The following is a 22,491-nucleotide window of genomic DNA, read 5'->3' on the forward strand; positions in this document are numbered from 1 at the left end:
GTTATTCCACCCCCGTAATTACTGCTATAATCCGTAAATAGGGATTATCTTCTATTTCTAATGTATCAGTAACCCATTCTTCAAACTCATTAAAGGTTTCTTCAACCATTCGTTCCTTTTCGCTTTTTTTACGCTCGTTATCAACAAACGAAAGCTGGTAGCTTTTATGTTTCTCTTCAAGCTCAGCGAGCTTGTCTAATTCAACAGTGATTAATGGATCTATTTCATTTTTGTAACGATGGTAATGATTATTTAATTCTTCTTTTGCTTTTGCTACAGCCTTAGGAAGTAAAGCCTCGGCCTTGTTCTTTTGCACTTGTGTAATATTATTATGATTTGGCAAGTTGTTTTTTCCCGTAATTCTGGTTTTTCGTTTCACTTCCTCCATATTTAGAGATTGTGTAAATTCGCCATTATTAAACTGAAGTCCGAACCATTCGTCAACAACCGGAGTTGATTTTCTATTGGGGATTGTACCTGAGATAATATAAATATATTCATTCGTTGCTAACAGATCTTTAATACCGATCATGGGAGCTTCATTTCTTTCAAACAATAAACCACTTTTGTCATTGATCCACTGGAAAATCGGATGAAGTTCCCAAAGATATTGTGTTTGTGGCCATGCATTCTCAGACATTTGATTTTGCAGACTCCGTGTCATCTCTTCCATACAGAACTCTTTATTAGGACTTAATCGTATATTTCCCTTCTCAGGTAGGGCTTCTTCAGGCATTAAAGCTTGTAACCGACGAGACAAGTCTTGTGTCACCTTTAATTCCACACCTTCCACGGTTTTGAGATCGTTTATTCTATATTCTTCGCTTTGGGTGAAGTAATCAAAAGAAGCGTTTAAATAATCTAAATCGCTATATAGGGTTGCGTCGAATTTTTTCTCAACATGTTTATTATCATCGCTAGCACCCTTCATCAGTAATTCCAAGGGGTCAAATTCCTCTTGTGTTGTTTCTATTTGTCTATTAAATGCCTCTGGGCCTATTTCATTTTCTATTGCCTCTGCTGTTACAAGTTCTTCTTCTTGTACGTCAAATTTGCCGAAAAGGACAGTAGGGTCGCCAATATTTTTATAAGCCTGCTCTTCTTTCTCAAGTAAGATCCTTATAATTCTTAGATCCCCTTTGATTTTTTCATTTTTACTGTTGATCAAAAAATACCGGATATCAGGTTTTTCATTTTGGCCATACCGATCGATTCTTCCATTCCTTTGTTGAAACACCATTAAAGACCACGGAATATCAAAATGTATAAGCCTATGACTAAGATAGTGCAGGTTAATTCCTTCCGATGCCACATCGGAAGCCACAAGAATACGAATGTTCGAGCTTTCTCTTCCGAAATCTTCAACAATTTTTTGCTGTTCGCTATCTTTCATTCCACCATAAAGTTCTTGAACTGCATCTTTATTTAGCTTTAGATCTTCTCGTAGATGTTCAACTAAATATCGCATGGTTTCAATCCGCTCGGTAAAAATTACAATTCTATCATTAGAGACTTTTCCATTCCATCCATATTCTTTACTATGAATTAGTTGTAATAGGGTTTGATACCGAGAGAAGTCTTTTGGAGTGATTGCTTGAAGTTTATCTCTCAACATTTCTAGCTGTTCAATATCTTTTATGTCTTCTGATTTATATCGTTTTCTCAGTTTTTTAAGTCGTTCTTCAATACTCTTGATGCATGCAGAAGGACTGGAAAACATGGACTTTTCAAGACTTGTTTTAAAGAGCTGGCCACCTATACGATGTTTGTTCATATCCATTTCTAACTTTAGTTCAGCAAAAACATCAAAAGCCTCTTCTTCTCTATTAGTTGCATCTACCTTTTCAATACTAATTTCTCTCTCCTGGAAAGACCCCTGCACTTGATCTTTAACATCATTCTTAAATCTACGCACACAAAGTCCTTTAATATCATCTTGACCGTAATCACTGGGGTTCGCTATAGCTGTTGGATCAAGCATATTCATCAATGAAGCAAAGCTCTCCGATTTGCCATCGTGGGGTGTGGCAGACAGCATAATCAACGTATCCGATCTTTTCGATAAAAGCTGAGCCAATTTCGAACGTTGTGCCTGTTTCTTTCCTCTTTGTGCTACATTATGGGCTTCATCAATAACTATGATATCCCACCAGGCATTTTCTAAATGAGTCCGGTATTCAACATCTCGCTTGATTGTATCAATTGAGACAATTGTTTTATCATAATAGAAAAATGGATTGTAGTTTGATGGAAGTTCGGCTCGTACTTTTTGAATTTTATCTGAATCTAGACGAATAAGTGGAATCGTAAATCGATTCCACATTTCTTTTTGAAATTGTTTCATCATACTTTTTACGGTAACAACAAGAATTCTTTTTCCTTTTCCCCGAGCTATTAGCTCAGACATCAATATTCCTGCTTCTAAAGTTTTTCCTAGACCAACAGTATCAGCAATTAGTATTCTTTGTCTGGTTTTTTCCAAAGCAATTTGTGCAGGTTCTAGCTGAAATTCCATTACATCCATCGCTGCTTTATGTCCAACATGAAGAGCAGTGTCAGTGGGGGTCTTTTTTCTCCACTGACTTTCAATAAATAGCTTTGTTCGTTTAAAATTGGGGGATTCATCTTCAATTAAATGAATATTCGCTGGATCTACAGTTTCAATTTCCTCTAAATCAGTTAGAAAAAATGCTTGGTGATCCTTTACCAATGAAGAAATTCCAATACAGTGTAATGTTTTTTGTTCCAGACTATTTATTTCAACTTTTTTAATCATCCATTCTTCATCTCTTATTAGCACGCGCATTCCCGGTGCGTATTCTGTCATATAAAACACCTCTTCTATTTTCCAGTCTATGGTCTAATTATCGGTTTGCATTTCTAAACCATGATAAATCATGACTTCTTTCTCGCTCCTTTTAATACTTGCACAGTAGGTAATATCATATTCCTTCATGATCATATCGCTATAGATTTCTACGATTTCTTCTTGGTTATCATAGGTTATTAAATATGGTGAACTCACATTTTTTTGAATAGCATTTTTAAGTTCAACATGATCCTCATGAATATAAAAGTTTGTGTATAGCCCTTCGGCTTTTTTATAATAAGGAGGATCAAAAAAGGTCAAACTGTGTTCAGCTAAGCTTCTTACCTTCTTATTGATAAAATCTACACCATCAAGGTTATATATTTCAATTCTGTTTCTGTGTTCTGCAATTTTTTCTATTCTCTGCACTAAATTAGTTTTATTAAATCGACAATCTATTTTATACTGACCTTTTTGTTCAATCCCTCCTATTACTCCTCCTTTAATTATTCCAGATCGATTGACTCGATTCAAAAAAAAGGTAGAGAATCCCAGATCTAACAATGTCGATTGCTCTTTGTTTTCTTGAACTTTCTTTTGTAGCACCCAGTTGGGTATAGTGACCTCAGTATCATTAATTCTATTAATAAGTTCTTGAGTATGGTGCAGACAACTATACCAAAAAGCATAAATAGACCTATCATAATCGTTTAAAATGATTTCACCAACATCACCACGAATCAGCAAGTTCAAGGCCAATCCGGCCCCCCCTGCAAAAGGCTCTACATATGTGCAGCCTTCTAAATTATTGTCGGTAATTATCTGTTTAATTTCTTTGTATAATTTCGCTTTTCCTCCAGGATATCTCAAGGGAGAATAATCAGCCACAATATCACCTCATTTATAGTTCTCTGTTACATTATCTCGTGAATTCCTAAAGGTTGCAAGAACTAATCTTATGATCCATTCTGTATAGTCTCACTCACCATGTTTTTAGTCAATATATCTAAAGCTTGCGCGCCTGGCTTTAGACTTATTGCTGTGTATCGATGGGCTAATGCTATAGGTACAACAGCATTTTCAAATAAGTCACACTCAAAATGATCAATAAATGAAATCGCACTATTCAAAGTTTTATAATTCTCTAGTTTCTGTCTATTTTTATTGTATTCTCCGGTTACATCTTTTTCTTTAAAAGGAAAAGGTAATGAAAAAACAAAAGATCGTCCGGTTTTGCTTTTATACATGAAATCCTGCCCATAGTAGGTTTCATATCCAAAACCACTCTTTGATGGATTTCGTGAAAAAGCTACATACTTATATCTTAGTGCATCATCAACTAACAGTAATCTGTTATCTTCGACATGGTTATTAATTACGTACATGAAGTCCATTAGCTGGCCTGTTTTTTGTAGTCCTAAATATAATAAAGGACCGAACCCTGCGTTTAATTGCTCCTCATTGATTTTCCAGAGGTATTGCATAATCGCTCGACTCAACCAAGCTGCTGTCCCAAAAATTGCAAGAGGACCATCAATAACAAAGCTCAAATTTTGAAGCGTAGCAAGTGAATTCTCACTGTGATAGTTTTTAATATGACGAATAAGAAATATTGGCATCAAGTGCTCCAGTACAATCATAAACCTAGAAATCGCACTACCATTGCTCTGATAGTTTTTTACTTCCTCCCAAATTCTTAAAGCATCGCTGGGATAAAGCTCTATTCCACATTCTGGATTTGGACAAAATTGTTCTTGTTCAATATCTTTTAGTTCAATATTCTCCTGATCGCAATCAGAGTTTGGGCATTTATGCAAAATTATTACATTAGGATCTTTGTTTTTGCTATCTGGACGATATGTGGCAAGTTCAAACAAGGTACTTCGTAAGCTTGTTTTATAGTCACTTTCGTTCATTCTGCAATCTAGTAAATGTTTATCTATATAGTACCTAAAACTATCAACTACACTATCTTTACCTTTTTTTATTATATTCGCACTAGGCATGGTAAATGTAGCTGTGGAGTTATTGTCTTGCATCTTCGCAACTTTAAAAGGGTCCACAAATTTTGTCCCTTCAACTCCCATGTTGCTATATTGATCTAAATCTATTAATAGTGAACCGATTTTTATATAGCCGACTTTCGTACTCGGTAAAAATTGATCTATGCTAGATTCATAATAGCTTCCATCTACTGAAACTATTTTATTAGGAAACTTACTTTCCTCAGCTCCCTCAATTTGAATAAACTGTTGGCTTATTTTTTCAGTCGCTTCCGCAGAAGGCTTTTCTAGATAATTGGTATCACTAATAAAGTCCTGTACATCCTTACTGTTTAAAATGTTAAAATGGGAAGTTTTATTTGCATATTCTCCTTTATACGGCATCCTGTCACCTCTATTCTTCAGTAGTGGCCGGACTAGGATTGAACAAATCAATCTGAACCGGAACGACGAAAGGACTTGACAATGTCTTCACTCTTGCAAAACCGACATCTTGAGCTCTGAGTAGTGATTTACTAAAGTCTTCAAAATCATAAAATTTTGCCAGTTCGTTTATTTCTCTTATATTGTTTAGATGAGAAATAATCCAGTTCTCAGTGTTGGCTAAGATATTTGGATGAATTGATGAAACCTCCTGTGTTGCATATACCAAAGAGATTCTATATTTTGCCCCTTCTTTTGCAACCCTAGGCCAAGTTTCAGTGAGGTCCATACCTTTTCCAATGAGGTTATGGGCTTCTTCCACATAAATTACAATATTAGGAGGATTTTTCCCTTCAATGAATATATTCATCGATTTATTAAATATATCACTTGCAATCTGTTTGCTGATTTTTTCTCTAAGCGTCGCTTCACCAACAGATAAATCGAGAATAACAATTTTCCCGTTTTTAAGATGATTATAGATTTCTTTTCCAATTTCATCTTTCCGTCTTGCAGAGTGATATTTTTTATATGGTGTTATAAGCTTATAACCAGAAATAAAATTTCCGGAAGTGTTCTTTCTAGCCAAAAGATTAATTATCGAAGCTAATTCATCATCTACCCAATGCTTTCCACTTGAACTAAGTAGCGCTTCTTCTTTGTTTGCTTCTCGCAATGCAAGCATCCAGTCTGAACAAGTAGCGAGATCGAATCCATATTTAGGATCACTAAATTCATTATTAGCTTTATCAAAGACTGCCTTCTGTACTTTTTGATTCGCTGTAAATTTCACTTTGAAATTATCTGGTTCTTCAAAACCTGCCTTCGAAAGCAAACACAAATATGCAGCAGTTTTTATTTGCCAACGTTTGTATTCACTGGAATTCTTTTCTTCTGGTTCATCAAAGGATGCCTCTTTAAAAACATTAATATCTGCAGCATTACTTACTTTATCCTCTTCCAACTTCTCTCTTATTAAATTGAAACCTTCTTGTATATTATAGTAAAAATTATTTTGTAACATTTCAAAACCTGGAGTATCAACCATGCGATATCGAATTGTATCTTTTTTATAAATTTCTGATATAGAACCTTTATCTTGCATATTCGCATTTGCATACTCTCCATTGATATCGTATATTAGCTGTCCAATAGGTTCATCGCTTTTATCCGAAACATTTTTTACAGCTGATACAGTATGTTTTATCAGGTTTGACTTCCCAGTTCTTGTCATACCTAAAACCCCAGTACGCCTTGCAAGAAAGTCTGAGGGTTGGACAAAAAATGGAACTTTATCCTCCTCTGTGCTTCTATGCAGTCGATCAGTTGAAGTATAACGTACAGTCCCAAGTCTAATAGGGTCTATGGGCTTTTCAAAACCTAACTCTTTCGCATCCTCAATAGATTTTTTCTTTCTTATAGGATCCACATGATTAACAATAGTTTTGAGCGCTTCCTCAGTAGGTTTGTGGACATTCAACTTTGATGAAGCAGTAAAAGACTCTAAATCACTTCCAAGATTCAGTTCGCTATTTTTAATATAGAATGTCCCAAGCACTCTACATCTTAGACCACTAAATTGAACCATAGATTTAGTTATATCATCAAAGTCATTTTCTGGTTGTGTCTGGTATTTTTCTTTTTGGTTTTGATAAAAATCTACCTTTAACTTTAACATATCATCATTTTGAGGCAGTTCTGCGGACCCTAACACCCTAAACAACATTACTTCTCGTTCCAATTCTGGTATTTCCCCTAGAGCTTGAGGATTGAATGTCGCCGCAGTTAGAAAACAGTTTTGCGGAATACCTTTGACTTTCATTTTCCATGCATCGTTAGTTATAATTAAAACTTCATCGTAATTCATAGAATAAACCCAGCCTACAAAGTTGTCTTCCTGGATTATCTGTGCCAGTGGGTTGCTATTAACAATTTTTCCTGCAATATTCATTTTATCCCTCCTGATATTTTAAGATGAAATAGGTTACTCGATCGTGATTCCTATTTAAGCTATAAATACTCTTGCCAAATTAGTAATTAGTCCCTACATGAAATATTCTATATGTATAGGTTGATTTCCTGCTTATTCCAGCTATTATTTTACGAATTTTCCATTTTTTAATTTTTCATCTCCTAAAAAACCAGCTTTCGATGGGTTTTTAGTAATTCAAAACTATCTTGTGAACATGAATGTTAGATTAATTATTTTTACAGTAGCTGATTCAACAAAGACCACTTCACTCTTTTCTTTTCAGTATTCAACAACTATATTATTAATCAAATAGGAAAATCTACGAAGGTTTCTCGTTATCATTAATAGCATAATCATAAAAATACTTAAATATTGCACTATATTTCTTAATACCATCTAACTCCGTTTCTTTTATTTTCCAAAACCTTGAATAAGGCTTTTTTTTCTGAATGTTTCCCTTTTGTTTTGTCTCAGACTGGGGCGGCTCTTTGTGAAATTTTAAGCGGTACACCAATTCTTCAGCATAGCAATAATTTCAATCACATGCCTATTTATGATAAATTTCACTTTATCATCCCTCTGTACTGTTCTATATAATCACTTTAAAACCCTTTAATTTAACAAAATTCTCAACAAAAACCCTTCGACATTTTTCGCATGTTAAAAGCCCCATTTATAAGAAACCGGAATTTGCGGTTACCTTAAATGAGGCTTTCCTTAGTAAAATTTCTGTAATGATGAACTTGCAATAGATTAATTTAACCGTTTGTTATCAAAATCCCTAAAATCTCTTTTCCATACTTCTCAACCTTCTTCGGCCCAAAACCATCCACCTTCAGCAAAGCCTTTTTATCTTTTGGATTTTTACTAATCAAATCCTCCATCTGCTTATTATTAAATACGTAATATGGTTTAATCTTTTCTTCTCGGCTCTTTTGTAGCCTAAAAGCTTTTAACTTCTCCTCTATCTCTGTTCTGGAATCTTTATTAAAGGTTTTTGTCACCGCTTTGCCTTTACCTTTTGATACTTCATTTGGTTTTGCTACCTCTTTAGTTGCAGGTGTACTTTCTACTTTTCTTTCCGGTTTTTCTGCCGGGGTTTTGGCAGCAGCCATTACATACTTACTATAATCAAACTCTTTCTTTTGATGCATAGATAAAATCGCCTTCGCCTCTTGTTCCAGATTTTTGTCATTATGTGGTGCCTCTTTTGATTTGGCCAGCTTATCCTTTATGTAGCGGTTCAGTTGATCAGCCCGGATCACCTGCTTTTTAATATCCTTATTGGCATAGCGTACATTCAATACGGATTTGGGGTTTGCCAAAACAACTAAGGATTGAAAAGTGGTGTCAAAGAACTTATTGAATATAGCTTTTTCTAAAATATTCCCTTTCCTTTCCATTTGCTTTTGACGAATAACTTCCAAGTGCCGTTCATTTTGAGTAACCGGTGAATAAATCCCTTCTTTTATGGGTTTTCCAAATAGGTTATACTTTCTAATAAAGTTCCCTTCCCGGTCAATATCAATATCCCCGATAAGATTCTTACACTCCACTACGAAATTTATCTTTCTGGTAACGATTATGTAATCAATTTGAGCGGATAGACCATTGGCTTCAATATACATATCCCGCATAATATACATCGGCATCCCGCTATTTTTCAGTTCAAAGGCTATGTTATCCTCGCCGAAAAGACCGATGGAGAGTAACTTGATTTCCTTTTCAATCTGCTTTTTCATGGATGGATCCACTTTCGGTGCGAGCTCCTCCAGTTTTTCTAAGTGCTCCCTTGTGCTGGTAGCCTCTTTTAGAAACACCGGCTCTTTCATTTTGTCGAATAATCCCATCTTTTAACACTCCTTCTGTAGATTTAACCATATTGATTATAATCTTTGCTTATTTTCAATGCCAAGACGGCATTACTCTTAGTATACTAGAAATTAGGTTTAATTACCTTATTTTTCAAAATCTAACCCCAAAATTTTGCAACATTTCCTGACAAAACTTCGACACATTATCAGTTATCTTAACTTTTCTTATCTAAATCCATTTCAATATCTTCACCGCTTGCAACTGATGTTGTAGTTATAGAATTGTTTTTTACTTCGTGCTCATTATGTTTTATAAATTTTAGCAATTCATGGGTATCATCGGAATTTTTTTGAGTAAAATCGATAAGTTCTGCAAAACCTTTAATAAGAAATCCGATTGTAACACTTACAAATAATACACTTGCATATATTAAAGCAATTAAACCATCATCTAGCCTAACAAACTCATTAATACCGATACCGAAAAATATAATAGGGGTAAATATCCCTGCAAAAACTATGACTATGCCTATCACATTCAGAACTACCGCTGTTTGATTCCTCATAAAAACAACTCCTTTAAAATTTATTCATTAGATATTGACCTTCTAAAAAATATCGAACCTCATGTGGGAACGATTAGGAGTGACCCCTTTATTCCCCCATTTACTCCAGCTCCCCTAAATTCCCCAACCGATTAACATATTCAATATGACATTACCTTCACTTAAAACAAACTTATGTATCGCCGTATCTCCGCAGCTTATGGATTGCTCCGTCATCATGAGTAGATTCAGCAGGGACCGGTAAAGCATATTGATCATCCCTCCGTGGGAGATAATACAAATTTCAGCATCCTGTGGGTATTCCCCATTCCATTAATTCATCCACTAAAACGATCCTTTTCCCCGTCTCATCGCTAATAAACGCTGCCGTCTCTTTTGCTCTTTTTAACCCCACCACATAACCAAAACAAAAAATGACCAAGTGGAGACCGGTATACCTATAAAACAATTAATCCCAATCGTTGTAGCAAAGCTTTTTTTCTCGATATTTTTATTAAGCTTATATACGAATATAGGCAAAGCCCAAAATAAAAGAAAGCTTACCACCGTTAGGGTGGTTAAGTAGTATAAAGGAGACATTTCTCCTATAACTCTAGGTAGATAATAAGAAATACGCTGACCATATACTCCAAGTATCGTGGCGAGAAGCATGCTACTATATATCAAAATACTTGTTTTCTTCAAATAATCACCCCCTACTGATATCTGTCTGATGCTTCAGTGAATTTTCCATCCAATACCTTTCCTGTTTCCGGTTCTCGGGTTATATAATTGTAGTCGATTTTTAGCACCTCCCAATACTATTCTATAAAACCCTCTACAAATCCTTTATTTTCAGAGAATTTTTCTCCAAAAACCTTCTATCTTTTTCACATGCAAAAAACCGGTACACATAAAAAAGGACACCTTTTGAGGAGTCCGTATTTTTTTAGTTCAAATCATTCATCTTTTTCTCATAATACACGATAGTCATTTTTTCGTTATAGGGAGATGCTCCTACTCCAAAAACGATAACTTTTTTCCCTTTTAATTTCGCATAATGCTTTTTTAGAAAAGAAATACCTGCAACACCGGTGGCATAAAAAACTGATTGAATTAGTTACTTTACACGTTTGTATTGCTAGCTCACAAAACCACCGACCGGTTGTGAGTGTCTGTATCAGCATGAAGAAAATGACGTCCCCTTTATCGATCCGGTGGAGGAATGGATTGAAAACAACCGGGATAAAGTGGACGATATCCTTGGAAATGAACAGTAGTTTCAGAAAAAACCTTACCTCTCCCCTCCCACATCTATGGAGGGGAGATTTTTCAACAGTGCCTTAGCATAAGAGGTTTTGGGATCCGTAAACACTTTTTGCACACTACCGGATTCCACAATTTCTCCTCGATACATAATACATACTTTATTGCTGATTTTTCTTGCCAAAGCCAAATCGTGGGTGATATAGAGCATAGCAAAACCATACTGATTTTGCAGTCCCTTCAACAGCCGCAGAACATTGGCCTTAGTAGAAGGGTCCAGCATGGAGCTGATTTCGTCAGCAATCAGAAGCTTCGGCTCCATAATGAGGCCCCGGGCAAGGGCCAGTCGTTGTCGTTGACCGCCACTTAAGCTGCTACACCGTCTCGACATAAAATCCTCTTTTGTTGAGAGCCCCACACTTTCTAATAGCCTCTTTGCCGCATCTCTTTTTTGCTCCTCGGTGTCCTCCCCCAGTAGATTAAGGGGTTCTAGGAGAACTTCCAACAGGGTAAACCTTCCATTGGTAGCGGAGAAGGGGTCCTGAAACACCATCTGCACCCCATTTTTTCTACGGATAAAATTATTTCCTTGAAGACTTTCCCCTTCGAACTCCACCACGCCGGAATCCCTCCTTAGCATACCGCTTAGGATGTTGGCAAAGGTCGTTTTCCCCGAGCCCGACGCTCCGATTAGGGCAACAATTTCTCCGGACCGTATGGAAATACTGCAGTCTTTACATCCTACCACCTTTTCTTTTTTCACGGAGTAGCTCTTATGAATATTCACAGCCCGCAGTAAGGTTTTAATCCCTTGGAAATTGCAGGCAACCTGACGTTCAATGGCCACGTATTCCAGCTCCGGTTGTCGGATGGCGCAGATTTTTTCTTGCTGGCAACAACGCTCTCGAAACACACATCCTCCCTTTTCCAACTCTTTCCCCGCCAGTTCCTTTTCCCGGGTTACTTGGGGTACCCCCCACAAATCCTGATAGGGATTCATATCCACCGAAGCGTGCAACAATCCCCTGGTATAAACATGCATGGGATTTTCCAATACTTCCTTGGTGATGCCTTTTTCCAACACCCGCCCTTCATACATAATCATGATGTTATGACTGAGTTTATTCATGACGTAAATATCGTGGGAAATTAGAAGCATGGAGAAATTCTCCCGCCGGTGTAATTCCTGTAATAAGTCTAGGATTTCTTCCTTTCCCATAGCATCCAAGGCCGTGGTGGGCTCGTCCACGATCAATAGCTCCGGATCACAGGATAGGGCCATGGCAATCAACACTCTTTGACGCATGCCTCCCGATAATTGATGGGGGTAGGCCTCCATCCACTTTTCCTGTAGCCCCACCTTCTTACAAAGTTCTTTAAGCTTTTCCTTTTGCTGCTTCCGGTTGAGATGTAAATGCCGCTTAATTCCTTCCAAAATCTGCTCCTTAATAGAAAGGACGGGGTTTAATACATCCAGGTGGTTTTGGTATACCAGGCTGACTTTTTTCCACCGCAGCTTATTCAAGGCTTTAGAATTCATATCCATGATTTCTTCCCCTCGAAAGCGAATACTCCCCTCCACCCGGGTCTTTTGGTTATGTAACTGCAGAATGGCCAGGGCAATGGAGGTTTTCCCGCTGCCTGACTCTCCCATTATGCCTAAAATTCGTCCTTCCTTAATGGCAAAACTCCCTTTGTTTACGGCGATGACCGATTCCCTTTCCGAAGGGTATTCCACGGTCAGATCTCGAACTTCCAATAGAACTTTTCCTTTTTCCACCTTCTCACCTTCCCAAGTAAATATTTTCAACCTCTTTGCTGATAAAGGATACCGAAAGTACCAACAGGATAATAAACAACAAGGGAGAGATCACCCACCATTTCCAAAAATCCGTAAAATAAATTCCCCTAAAGCCCAGGGCATGGTTCAAAATCAGTCCCCAGCTTTTGTTGGTGGGGTCTCCCAGTCCCAAAAAAGAAAGCCCTGCCTCCGCAACCACCGCCCGGCTGATCAGTCGAATGAAACTGACCATTAAGAGGGCAAAGATTTCCGGCATAAAATGCTTCCTTGTAATATAGAAAATCCCCCCGCCATAACTTTTGGCGATGTTGATAAAGGGTTCCTCCTTTAAGGAAAGAATTCTTGAACGAACCATCCGGGCGGGTCTAGCCCAGGAAAAAAGGCTGAGGACCAAAACAATATTCACAATACTCGGTCCGAAAAACCCTCCCAGCACCACCATCGTCGGAAGCTGGGGCACCACCAGCATCATATCCACCAGGGCCATGATTTTTTCATCGACACCGCCGCCGTAATATCCGGCGATAATCCCCAAACTGCCACCGAGGGCCACGGAAATCAAAGCGGTACTCAATCCTACAAGCAAGCTGATCCGGGTTCCATAAACCAATTGCGCCCATAGGTCAATACCCAAATCATCGGTTCCCAGAAAATGGTCTCCGGAAGGGGGTACCAGACCAGGCCCGGATGGGATTTCATGGGGATGGGTTGTTAAAAGCCCGGCAAAGACTGCCAGTATCAAGAAGCTTGTTAGCACCCCCAGGGCCACCTTTCCACCAAGAGAAAACTTTTTCATTGTGTTTGTTAGTCGTTCCATTTATATCACCCTAGGGTCCAGTCTTTTGTATATCACATCGGATAAATAGTTCATCGACAATACAAACAAAGTCATAAAAATAAACACCCCTTGAATTAAAGGATAATCCCGAAGGGTTACCGCCTCTCGCATCAACCTTCCGATGCCCGGATAATTAAACACGTTCTCGACCAGCAAGGCTCCACCCATGGCCTGCCCGAAGCTTAAGAAAATCCGAGTGACAATGGGAAGAAAGGCATTTTTCAACCCGTGATAAAAAAGAATTCGAGTACGACTCAAGCCTTTTGCCTTTGCCATCATCATGTAGGGTTTGTCAATGATGGATACCATGGTGTTTCTTGCAATCAGATAGAATCCCCCCATACCGGTAATGGTAAGGGCCGTAATGGGCAGTAGGGAATGATGGAGAATATCCAGGATCTGTTCTCCCCGGGAGGCGTAGTCTCGAAAATGGGTCATCCCTCCGGATAAGGGAAACAGATTTAAATAGGCACCGAAGAAAAATAATAACAAAAGACCGATCATGAACCCGGGAATCTCCGAAAGGGTGATAAAAAAGGAATACAAAAACTGATCAATTCCGGTATTTTTTTTATAACCGGAAATTACTCCAAAAAACACACCAATCAATGCACTGAGCCCCACGCTAATGCCCACCAAAAACAAGGTCCAGGGAAGACGATTGAAAATCACCGTGCCCACATCCTGTTTAAACTGAATGCTATAGCCCAGATCCCCTTGTAGAATCCCGATCATATAAGAGGCGTATTGATGGACCAAGGGACGGTCCAGGCCATAGTAGGCTCTGTATCGCTGAATATCCTCTTCGGAATAGGTGGTATGGACCTCTCCCTCATCGGCGGAGAGCACGGTGAAGGGGTCCCCGGGCATCAAGCGGGGCAAAAAGAAATTCAGCGTCAGAATCAAAAGAATCGTCACTGCGTATTGAGAAAGTTTCATTTTTCTTCGATTAGGCTTCATGGTTCAACGTTCCTTTTCTAGCGGATTTCCTCCAAAAAGGATAATTTGCTGTGGATGGGATTATGATGATCGAACATATAGACCCAGTTGTCATACCCATCTCGATAATAGACTCGATATCCCTTAGTATTGAACAAGGGAAGCATGGGAACTTCCTTTGCAATCTCTTCTTGCAGGGCAAAGATTTTTTCTTTTCTTTTTTCCGGATCCATTTCCACCAGTTGAGCCCTGCCTAAGTCTTCTATTTTTTCGTTATGAAACCCGGAGATCCGATAACGACTTCTAAGACTGTCGCCGTCACTTCCCCAGCCTCCGTGACCGGTTAGAAGGATTTCATAGTTCCCCTCCTGCAGAGCACTGTCCCGGGCTTTGCCGTCGATGCTTTCCACCTCGATGTCAATACCCACTTCAGCCAAGGACAGTTTCAAAAGCTCTCCGATTCGCACCTCACGATTGTCATTTCCTGTCAACAGAGTGAAGCTGTATTCTTCTCCCTCCAACAGTTCCTTTGCTTTTTCGGAATCATAGTCATAAAAACCTACCCTCTCATTGTACCAAATGTGGTCCGTGGGCAAGTACCCGGGGCTTCCCGGGGTCGCCGCCCCTCTAGCCACTTTATCGATCAAATTATCGGCGTCAATGCCGTAGGCAATAGCTCTTCGCACATCTTTATTTTGTAAAACTTCCTGGTCCTCTAAGTTAAACACCAGCCGATATCCCCAAAATCCGGGATCTTCCAATATTTCTACCTCGGAGTTCTCTTGGTAACGTTCCAGTAGGTCCTCATTGATACTTATCATATCCACCTGTCGATTTTCAAAGGCCATAATCGAATCACTAACGGGAACAAATTGAATCTTTTCTACCCCTGGTTTCGGCCCCCCATAATTTTCAAAAGCGGTAAATTCGTAGGTTCCATGTTCACTGCTGTATTCCGTAAGTTGAAAAGGTCCCGAGCCGATCAAGGCCTCCTCTTCATCATAGGTTTCCGGATTCTCCACCTTTTCCCATATATGCTTGGGAATGATCCGCACCCTTCCGATCTGCTCCAAACTTGTTGCCGTGGGCTCATGGAGTTTGAACACCAAGGTATCATCCTCTAGAATCTCGATGGAGTCTACAATGGGTTTTCCTTCCAACAGCACCCCGTTCCAAACCGGAGGATGCTCTTGGAAATACTCGAAGGAAAACTTTACGTCCTCGGCTGTTACGGGCTTTCCGTCATGCCAGGTGTCCCCTTCTCTTAAGGTAAAGCGATAGCTCCTTTCATCCTCGGATAACTGATAATCCTTAGCCAACCAGGGGATTAAGCCCTCTTCTCCATACTCCAACAAACTATCGAAAATCAGAGCCATTTTATAGCCGCCGGGTCCTCTGCCATAATGAAGAAAAGGGGTGGGCAGACCGTAGTCTCCCCCTTCCAGTCGAACCACCGGGTACGTATATTCTCGGCCCTCTTGGGATTCCCGGGCTTTCTCTACCGTCTCCTCCCCGCCACAGGCACTTAATAACAGCAGGGTGGCCACTAGTAACACCGTTAGCCGTAATAATTTGTTATATCCTTTTGCCATGATACTCTCTCCTCTCGTTTATCCTCTCTAAGCTTTGCTTCTTTTATGGGAAGCTTCATAATTTCCAGGTAAGCAGCCCCTGGGTTACCTCGGTTTTTTCAGTAATCTTTCCTTCCTTTTCAAAACTCTTCAGGATTTCCTTAATTTTTTCCCGGTCCTCCTCAAGGAGGGTGGTTACAGCGGCGAGTTTATCCCGATAAAGAGCATAAGCCTCCTCCGAGGTAAACTCATCCTCCCAGGTTCTATGAATATACTCAACCTCCGGGGTATAGCCCCATTGCCAAAGGATGTTAAAGGCATAATATACTTTATTCTGTTTTTTTGCAGACACGCCGTGGCTGCGCTCAAAAAAACGAAATATCTCATCCCCTACTTCATCTTTTCTTTTGACAAAACCACTGAGATAGGCATATTGTTTACCGGCTTTGACCATTTTTTCCAAGGTTTCATAATTAAAGACCCCGGGGGTCATAGAAGCAAACACTAAATCAAAGGCCTTTTCCCAGTGCAGCTTTTTCAAATCCCCATCTTTCCAGTCAAGATGCAGAGGATCGATGTTGAATAACTTCGTTTTCTTCATGTTTTTTCGTAAATGCTCCAGCATATTCTCTGATATATCTAGGGCAGTAACTCTTTTTACCTCCCGGGCCAGGGGCAAGGTATGTTTTCCGGGACCGCACCCGATATCCAGCACCTCCATATCCCTGGTCAGCATATTTTTCGATTTTAAATGATTCACAATCTCACTGCCGAGTTTTTCTTCGGTAAATACCTTTCCGTTAAAAAAATCCGCCCGATTATCCCAAAACCCCTGCTGATCACACCGTTCCCGTTCCCCTTCCTCTTTCCTCCAACGTTCTTTCCAATAGCTTAAATCACGATCCATCCTCTCACGCCTTCCCTTTGTTTTTTGTCCTATAATAAATTCCATAAAAAAAAACCTCTTTCGAGGAATCCATGAACAACCGTTATTCAAAGAATCTTTGTCTTCCGACAAAAATCCTTTTATTACGTCGCCCATCTTCCCACCGAAGATTTCAATGCTTTCCCTTTCATGGCAGGTTTCCTGACTTATGGCTTTCATTCTTCGCCTTCTCGGTTTCCCAATGGCCTAATAAAGAATGCTATACCAAATACAGTAGCGGGGGCTGTAGCGGATTTGAACCGCTTTCCCTTTTAACCCCGGAGCTTCCGGGGCACCATAAAGGTTGATGTAATTGTTATTCTCATCATATCATAATATTTTTCAGGATACAATTAATAAGAGGTTCGATGTTAATACTTTAACATTTTCTTTTTTATTTTAGCAATTATTCATAATGGCCTTAGCATTAGGAATAAAGATTTTTGCCTTCGGAGCCACTTGAATATCTACACGATCTCCAATGAATACTCCCGCCACTTAATTGCTACGAAATTTGAAGTGGGGGAGTATTCATTATCCACTATGCCTTTATTAGACTGTAGCAATCAGGTCCCACATCCCTTTTTAAATTTCAGAAAAAGCCCTTTTCAAAAACAAAGGGGCTTTCGATCCATCGAGGATGTCATGACGCTTTGCAGCTTTTAGACAAAATCGTGAATATGACCTCACGCAGGGACGGTTATAATGTTAGATTTTCAAGCAACCACTCCATTTTTTTTTACGTACCCGCTCGAAATTTTTCCCTATCTTTATTTCACCAATTACTCCAGCTCCTCTAAATGTCCCAATCGATTAATATATTCAATATGGCATTTACCGTCACTTAACATAAACTTATGGATCGACGTATCTCCACAACTTATGGAATGCTCCGTCATCATGGGTAGATTCAGCAGGGAGCGGTAAAGCATATTGATCATTCCTCCGTGGGAGACCATACAAATTTCAGCATCCTTGGGATATTCCTCTTTCAATCTGGACAAAAACGTCTCTGCCCTTGCCCGAAAATTTATCATGGATTCCGTATTAGCATTGGTATGGTGGGGTTTCCTACCATCCTTTGGTAGGGGATATTTTCTCTCGGCTTCTTCCCGGGGCAGTCCTGCTAATAAGCCGTTATCCCATTCCATTAAATCCTCCACTAAAACGATCCTTTTCCCCGTCTCATCCCTAATGAACGCTGCCGTCTCTTTTGCTCTTTTCAACGGACTGGATAGGATTACGTCAAATTCTTCATTGCTAGCGATCCACTTACTAAGCAGTTTTGCTTGTTGTTTTTCTTTGTTTGTTAGGGAAAAATCCGCTCTACCCTCATGGACCTTTAGGATATCGGCTTCCGACTCCCCATGCCGAATTATGATTAATTTCATTTTATCACCTCACAATATTATTCTACATAATCCTCTCCAAATCCTTTATTTTCAGAGAATTCATCCCAAAAAACCTTCGCTATCTTTCGCATGCAAAAACCCATACACACAAAAGGACCCCTTTTTTAGGAGTCCGTATTCTTCTTATCATATTTTAGAAAAAGTGAACAATCAATTTGCTTTGCTCCGATAAAAGAGAGCAAGACTACCATAAACCAAGCCCCAAAGGCAGATACAAGATCCAGCTATTGCTTTGTTAACGCCGATAGTATAGGATAAAAAAAAGAGTTCTGAAGAGCGGATACTACAAGGATACGGGAGGGAAAAAATGAATAATCAATCGATGATGATGGGGATGCTGATAAAAAAATACCGAATCGAACAGTATATGAGTCAAGAGAGTCTTTGCCAGGGAATCTGTGCAGTTTCTTATCTCAGTAAAATCGAAAAGGGAAGTGTTACCTGTAGTGATGAAATTCTACACCAATTGATGGATGTCTTAGGCATTGATTTAAACCACAATCCCGGGAAGATAAAAATGCTAAAGGAGGCCATCGATCATTTTTATCGAAGCTATTTCCTCCACAAACAGGAAGAAATCCACCGATGGATGGACCTATTGAACGAGGAGCAAGAACTGCTACAGCACTCTTCTTTAGCCATTGATTATATGCTTATCCAGGGATTATTCGGATTGACCCGAGTAAGATTTCTTGATGAGGATCCCCAGGGATTTAAAAATCGTATTTATGAACTGTTAGAGTACGTAAGCTATATGAGCCCTAGCCAAACCCACTTGACCCATTATCTGATCGGCTATTACGAAATGATCCATCACAGTGATTTTAACAAAGCCTTACTGCAATTTCAACGGTCCGCAAGGATCAAACAGGATGGGATCATTTTGGAAGCCCTGGCCTCTGCGAATTACAATTTGGGAAATTATGCGGAAAGCATACGTTTAGGAGACTTAGCCTATAAGCAGTTGATGGAAGAGGGGTATCTTGAACGAGGGATCGAGGTGAATTTTGTCATTGCTGCGGCCTATGCCAATGTAAAGGATATCGACAACATGCTTACCTATTACCAGCGACTCCTTACCTTAAATGAACAAAGCAGTAACTCCAGAGAAGCCTTCGTATACTACAATATCGGCTCTACCTATCTAGCAGTGAGAAATTACCAGGAGGCAAAACAGCACTTAGAAAAATCCTATGCCGCTTATCATAAGGAGGATTCCGTAGGCTCCGATAAGTTCTATGTCCTGCAAAAATTAGCCCTGGTCGCCTATGGGCAGCAAAACTATGACTTAGCAACTACCTATACAAAAGAGCTACTGGGAATCTATGACCGCATTAAACATCAACGGCTGGAACCCTCTATGAAAGTTTGCCTAGACTGGCTGATAACCCTTTGTATTAAGAAAGAGAAACTAGAAAGTGAAACCTCCGTGGAGATCCTTCGAAAACTATACAAACAGGCAAAGAAGGACTCTCACCATGGCTTTCAAACGTTTTACGGTGACTATCTAATCGAGGCGTTAAAAGCCCAACATAAATACAAAGAAGCCCTTAAAATCACTGAAGAGATCTACGTTAAATGGAAACTTTCTTCAAACCTATAAAATAAGACCGCTTATACCCCTTTATCCCCTCTTATTTTCCCAATACTAATGGGTACCCCAAGAATCCATACCATGATAAAATTTTCTTATACAAATGAAGGGGTGATGGTTTTGGAATGGAAGCTGATGAAAAACAAGAACTTAGCATTATTGGTAATCGGTCAGTTTGTATCTCATTTTGGCAGTGGAATGCAAAGTTTTGCCCTATCTTTATACATTCTCCATTTGACAGGTTCCGGTACGATGTTCGCTTCGGTACTGGCTATCGGAATGGTGCCTCGGCTGATTGCCGGTCCCATCTGTGGCGTGTTCGCGGATTGGTTTGATCGAAAAAAAATAATTATCTATCTGGATTTACTCTCTGCGGTTATCATCGGAGGGTTATATGTCCTATCTAGAATCACAGAACTTAGCATTTTTCATATTTACCTTACGGTCATCAGCATGTCGCTGATTTCCGCACTTTTTTCTCCTGCCATCGGCACCGCAATTCCCTCGGTTGTAAAAAAAGAAGAACTGGTCGGGGCAAACGCTCTCAATCGATTAGCGCTGACCCTTTGTTATATGCTTTATCCTGTGGTAGCGGGCCTGATCTTTGGTTTATATGGAATATCCGTATTACTTCTCATAAACGCCGTTTCTTTTGTTTTATCCGCCATATCAGAAATGTTTATTGAGCTTGAGAGCCCCAACAAGAAAAAAACAAAACTATCTTATAAGGATTTTACCAGGGATTTTTCCGAAGGGATTAAAGTCGTTCAAAGACATAAGTTGATTCGTAACATCATGGGGCTTGCCCTTGCGGCCAATGCTTTGATTTCCCCTGCCATTTCCGTGGGTCTGATATATGTAGCCAATCAGCTCCTGGAAGTTACGGACTGGCAATTGGGAATTTTGCAAACGGCTTTAGTATCGGGTTCTTTAGTTGGAAGTCTGTTTACGGGCGTTCTAAGCAAACGTTATCCTTTGGAAAAATTATTGGCTTATGCGGTCATGGCCATCGGTGCACTCATTGTAGTAATCGCCTTTATTGCATCCGACTTTTATATCCAACAATTTGCCTTCAATACCGTACCTTTTATCACCATGGTTGCTGTAGCGATCATGATCACTTCCATCGCCATAGTTACTAATATAGGCGTATCCTCCCTGATGCAAAGGGAAGTTCCATTGGAAATGCTGGGCCGTGTAAGCTCCTTAAAGGAAACCCTCTCCATGGCAGCGGTGCCCATGGGTCAGCTCTTCTTCGGAATGGTATTCGACTACACCTTAGCCTCCATTCCCTTTATCCTAAGCGGTACCATGACATTACTGATCGGTTTCCTTTTCTTCAAATCAATTTCCGATTTTCAGGTCAATGAGATTTCAACCATGTCCAAATGAATACTCTCGCCACTTAATTTCCATGAATTTTGAAGTGGGGTTTCCGGGGTATCGACTGCAAGCATGACAATTCTTGATCAAACCATGTTTCAATGGCATCCCGTATCCCTAAAACAGAATCATCCAAGGATATGGGAAGTCCACGGCAACCGCCATCACAATGACCGATTTCTCTTTTTCTGCCGCAGCCATACCCCTTTGCAATCATTTCCTGCAAAATTGGGGGAAAGGTTTGGATGGTGTCAGTGTATTCGTAGGTCTTTGTCGATTTCACATTGATATGATAGCCGTTGTTGAGGGAAGCGTTAATTCCCCATAAAACTTTCCGTTTATAACAATACTTTATATAGATATGAAACCCTTTTACTTCCACAACGCAGGTAAGTCCTTTATTCAGATAGCGCTGATGCAGTTGCAGAATGAAGTCCTGCACCTCTTCGGATAAAGGCTTTATCGTATCCTGTAGAATGGAAAGCACATCGGTTTCATCCTTTTTCAATACTCTGTAATCACAGCGCAAGAAAACATCCTGGTTGATGAGGGTTCTATGGTCTATTTCGGCGATTGCCATGACCTTCAGGCCTGTGAGCATAGTGGGGTTATCCGGATATGTAATCTTTATGGTTTTGATGTCTGACAAGTTTTGCTTTTTTTTATTTGTATCTATGCCCTCAATGCAAATACCACAATCCGCCAAAAACCTCAGGCACTCAAGGGTCTTGGTAGTAGAGAGCTTCCCATTGAATAGGGAATTTCCACAGGCCAGCAATTGCCCGTTTTCAACTGGTATACCATGATAACCTATGTTCTTTAGTAGGGTGCTTACATTGTGCAGGAATGGATAATACACCGAAAGCGTGGTGCGGTTTTCATATTCATGGGCAACTTTTTTACTATTATCATAGACATTGCCCTTGGTGTATAAAACATCGTAAAGCCGAACCAAAAAAGCTCTGAAGACCAGAACGCCCTCACGTATGCTCTCTTCATCTGAAACATTTGTATAGATAGGATTGATCCCATATGTTTCCTGGCTTTCAGGCACCATAATTTCCGTCAAATAGCTTGCCACATCCTGAAGCGTTTTTCTCATGTGTTTCACCTCTTGTCATTTACTTTTCCTCTCAACCTAGATAATCAAGAATTGGTTTTATATTTCCCTTGTCTGTCCAATCATTATTGGAGCC

At 39.6% G+C, this 22,491-nt stretch carries 16 protein-coding genes and 1 riboswitch; of the genes, 2 read left to right on the forward strand and 14 right to left on the reverse strand.

The genetic code is table 11. From position 1 onward, the window contains the following. Position 1 precedes the first annotated feature (1 nt). From ISALK_RS06430 to ISALK_RS06490, 13 genes are all read right to left on the reverse strand, one after another. Complete coding sequence (locus ISALK_RS06430; RefSeq protein WP_160720339.1) at positions 2 to 2,827, reverse strand: DEAD/DEAH box helicase; 2,826 nt, start codon at positions 2,825 to 2,827, stop codon at positions 2 to 4. Between the two features lie 33 nt (positions 2,828 to 2,860). Beyond that, entirely contained in the window at positions 2,861 to 3,697 is an 837-nt protein-coding gene (locus tag ISALK_RS06435; protein WP_160720341.1) for a DNA adenine methylase, read from the reverse strand. Between the two features lie 68 nt (positions 3,698 to 3,765). Beyond that, on the reverse strand, positions 3,766 to 5,196 hold the full coding sequence (locus tag ISALK_RS06440) for a DNA double-strand break repair nuclease NurA (RefSeq protein ID WP_160720343.1): 1,431 nt from the start codon (positions 5,194 to 5,196) through the stop codon (positions 3,766 to 3,768). Positions 5,197 to 5,206: 10 nt separating this feature from the next. Next, positions 5,207 to 7,186, reverse strand: coding sequence for an ATP-binding protein (locus ISALK_RS06445; protein ID WP_160720345.1), 1,980 nt, complete (start codon positions 7,184 to 7,186; stop codon positions 5,207 to 5,209). A 779-nt stretch (positions 7,187 to 7,965) separates the two neighbouring features. After that, positions 7,966 to 9,057, reverse strand: coding sequence for an HRDC domain-containing protein (locus tag ISALK_RS06450; protein WP_160720347.1), 1,092 nt, complete (start codon positions 9,055 to 9,057; stop codon positions 7,966 to 7,968). 179 nt (positions 9,058 to 9,236) lie between these two features. Beyond that, positions 9,237 to 9,587: a hypothetical protein gene (locus tag ISALK_RS06455; protein WP_160720349.1), complete on the reverse strand. Its 351-nt coding sequence runs from the start codon at positions 9,585 to 9,587 to the stop codon at positions 9,237 to 9,239. 384 nt (positions 9,588 to 9,971) lie between these two features. Beyond that, positions 9,972 to 10,271, reverse strand: a complete 300-nt coding sequence (locus tag ISALK_RS06460; protein ID WP_160720351.1) for a hypothetical protein — start codon at positions 10,269 to 10,271, stop codon at positions 9,972 to 9,974. A 589-nt stretch (positions 10,272 to 10,860) separates the two neighbouring features. Next, complete coding sequence (locus ISALK_RS06465; RefSeq protein ID WP_160720353.1) at positions 10,861 to 12,612, reverse strand: ABC transporter ATP-binding protein; 1,752 nt, start codon at positions 12,610 to 12,612, stop codon at positions 10,861 to 10,863. A gap of 4 nt (positions 12,613 to 12,616) precedes the next feature. Continuing rightward, positions 12,617 to 13,450: an ABC transporter permease gene (locus ISALK_RS06470; RefSeq protein ID WP_160720355.1), complete on the reverse strand. Its 834-nt coding sequence runs from the start codon at positions 13,448 to 13,450 to the stop codon at positions 12,617 to 12,619. Continuing rightward, entirely contained in the window at positions 13,451 to 14,431 is a 981-nt protein-coding gene (locus tag ISALK_RS06475) for an ABC transporter permease (protein ID WP_160720357.1), read from the reverse strand. Positions 14,432 to 14,448: 17 nt separating this feature from the next. Further along, positions 14,449 to 16,002: an ABC transporter substrate-binding protein gene (locus ISALK_RS06480; RefSeq protein ID WP_160720359.1), complete on the reverse strand. Its 1,554-nt coding sequence runs from the start codon at positions 16,000 to 16,002 to the stop codon at positions 14,449 to 14,451. Between the two features lie 55 nt (positions 16,003 to 16,057). Next, the gene (locus ISALK_RS06485) at positions 16,058 to 17,086 is read right to left on the reverse strand and encodes a class I SAM-dependent methyltransferase (protein WP_442786237.1); all 1,029 of its coding nucleotides are present in this window, start codon (positions 17,084 to 17,086) and stop codon (positions 16,058 to 16,060) included. Then, positions 17,042 to 17,221, reverse strand: a riboswitch (cobalamin riboswitch). (Overlaps the previous gene by 45 nt.) Positions 17,222 to 17,688: 467 nt before the next feature. After that, entirely contained in the window at positions 17,689 to 18,297 is a 609-nt protein-coding gene (locus ISALK_RS06490; protein ID WP_160720363.1) for a histidine phosphatase family protein, read from the reverse strand. Between the two features lie 328 nt (positions 18,298 to 18,625). Between ISALK_RS06490 and ISALK_RS06495 the strand changes: the two genes are divergently transcribed. Next, positions 18,626 to 19,921: a helix-turn-helix domain-containing protein gene (locus ISALK_RS06495; protein ID WP_160720365.1), complete on the forward strand. Its 1,296-nt coding sequence runs from the start codon at positions 18,626 to 18,628 to the stop codon at positions 19,919 to 19,921. A gap of 111 nt (positions 19,922 to 20,032) precedes the next feature. Then, complete coding sequence (locus tag ISALK_RS06500) at positions 20,033 to 21,304, forward strand: MFS transporter (protein ID WP_160720367.1); 1,272 nt, start codon at positions 20,033 to 20,035, stop codon at positions 21,302 to 21,304. A gap of 13 nt (positions 21,305 to 21,317) precedes the next feature. Here ISALK_RS06500 and ISALK_RS06505 read toward each other — a convergent pair whose 3' ends face one another. Further along, a complete protein-coding gene (locus ISALK_RS06505) occupies positions 21,318 to 22,364 on the reverse strand; it encodes a hypothetical protein (protein ID WP_160720369.1) in 1,047 nt (348 codons plus the stop codon). Between the last annotated feature and the right edge of the window lie 127 nt (positions 22,365 to 22,491).

Origin of the sequence: Isachenkonia alkalipeptolytica (genome assembly GCF_009910325.1) — a bacterium.
GTDB lineage: Bacteria > Bacillota > Clostridia > Peptostreptococcales > T1SED10-28 > Isachenkonia > Isachenkonia alkalipeptolytica.

Coding starts and splice junctions, on each gene's coding strand:
- ISALK_RS06470 (WP_160720355.1), bottom strand. CDS start 13,450: ATGGAACGACTAACAAACACAATGAAAAAGTTTTCTCTTGGTGGAAAG.
- ISALK_RS06475 (WP_160720357.1), bottom strand. CDS start 14,431: ATGAAGCCTAATCGAAGAAAAATGAAACTTTCTCAATACGCAGTGACG.
- ISALK_RS06445 (WP_160720345.1), bottom strand. CDS start 7,186: ATGAATATTGCAGGAAAAATTGTTAATAGCAACCCACTGGCACAGATA.
- ISALK_RS06490 (WP_160720363.1), bottom strand. CDS start 18,297: ATGAAATTAATCATAATTCGGCATGGGGAGTCGGAAGCCGATATCCTA.
- ISALK_RS06495 (WP_160720365.1), top strand. CDS start 18,626: ATGAATAATCAATCGATGATGATGGGGATGCTGATAAAAAAATACCGA.
- ISALK_RS06440 (WP_160720343.1), bottom strand. CDS start 5,196: ATGCCGTATAAAGGAGAATATGCAAATAAAACTTCCCATTTTAACATT.
- ISALK_RS06485 (WP_442786237.1), bottom strand. CDS start 17,086: ATGAAAGCCATAAGTCAGGAAACCTGCCATGAAAGGGAAAGCATTGAA.
- ISALK_RS06480 (WP_160720359.1), bottom strand. CDS start 16,002: ATGGCAAAAGGATATAACAAATTATTACGGCTAACGGTGTTACTAGTG.
- ISALK_RS06455 (WP_160720349.1), bottom strand. CDS start 9,587: ATGAGGAATCAAACAGCGGTAGTTCTGAATGTGATAGGCATAGTCATA.
- ISALK_RS06430 (WP_160720339.1), bottom strand. CDS start 2,827: ATGACAGAATACGCACCGGGAATGCGCGTGCTAATAAGAGATGAAGAA.
- ISALK_RS06450 (WP_160720347.1), bottom strand. CDS start 9,057: ATGGGATTATTCGACAAAATGAAAGAGCCGGTGTTTCTAAAAGAGGCT.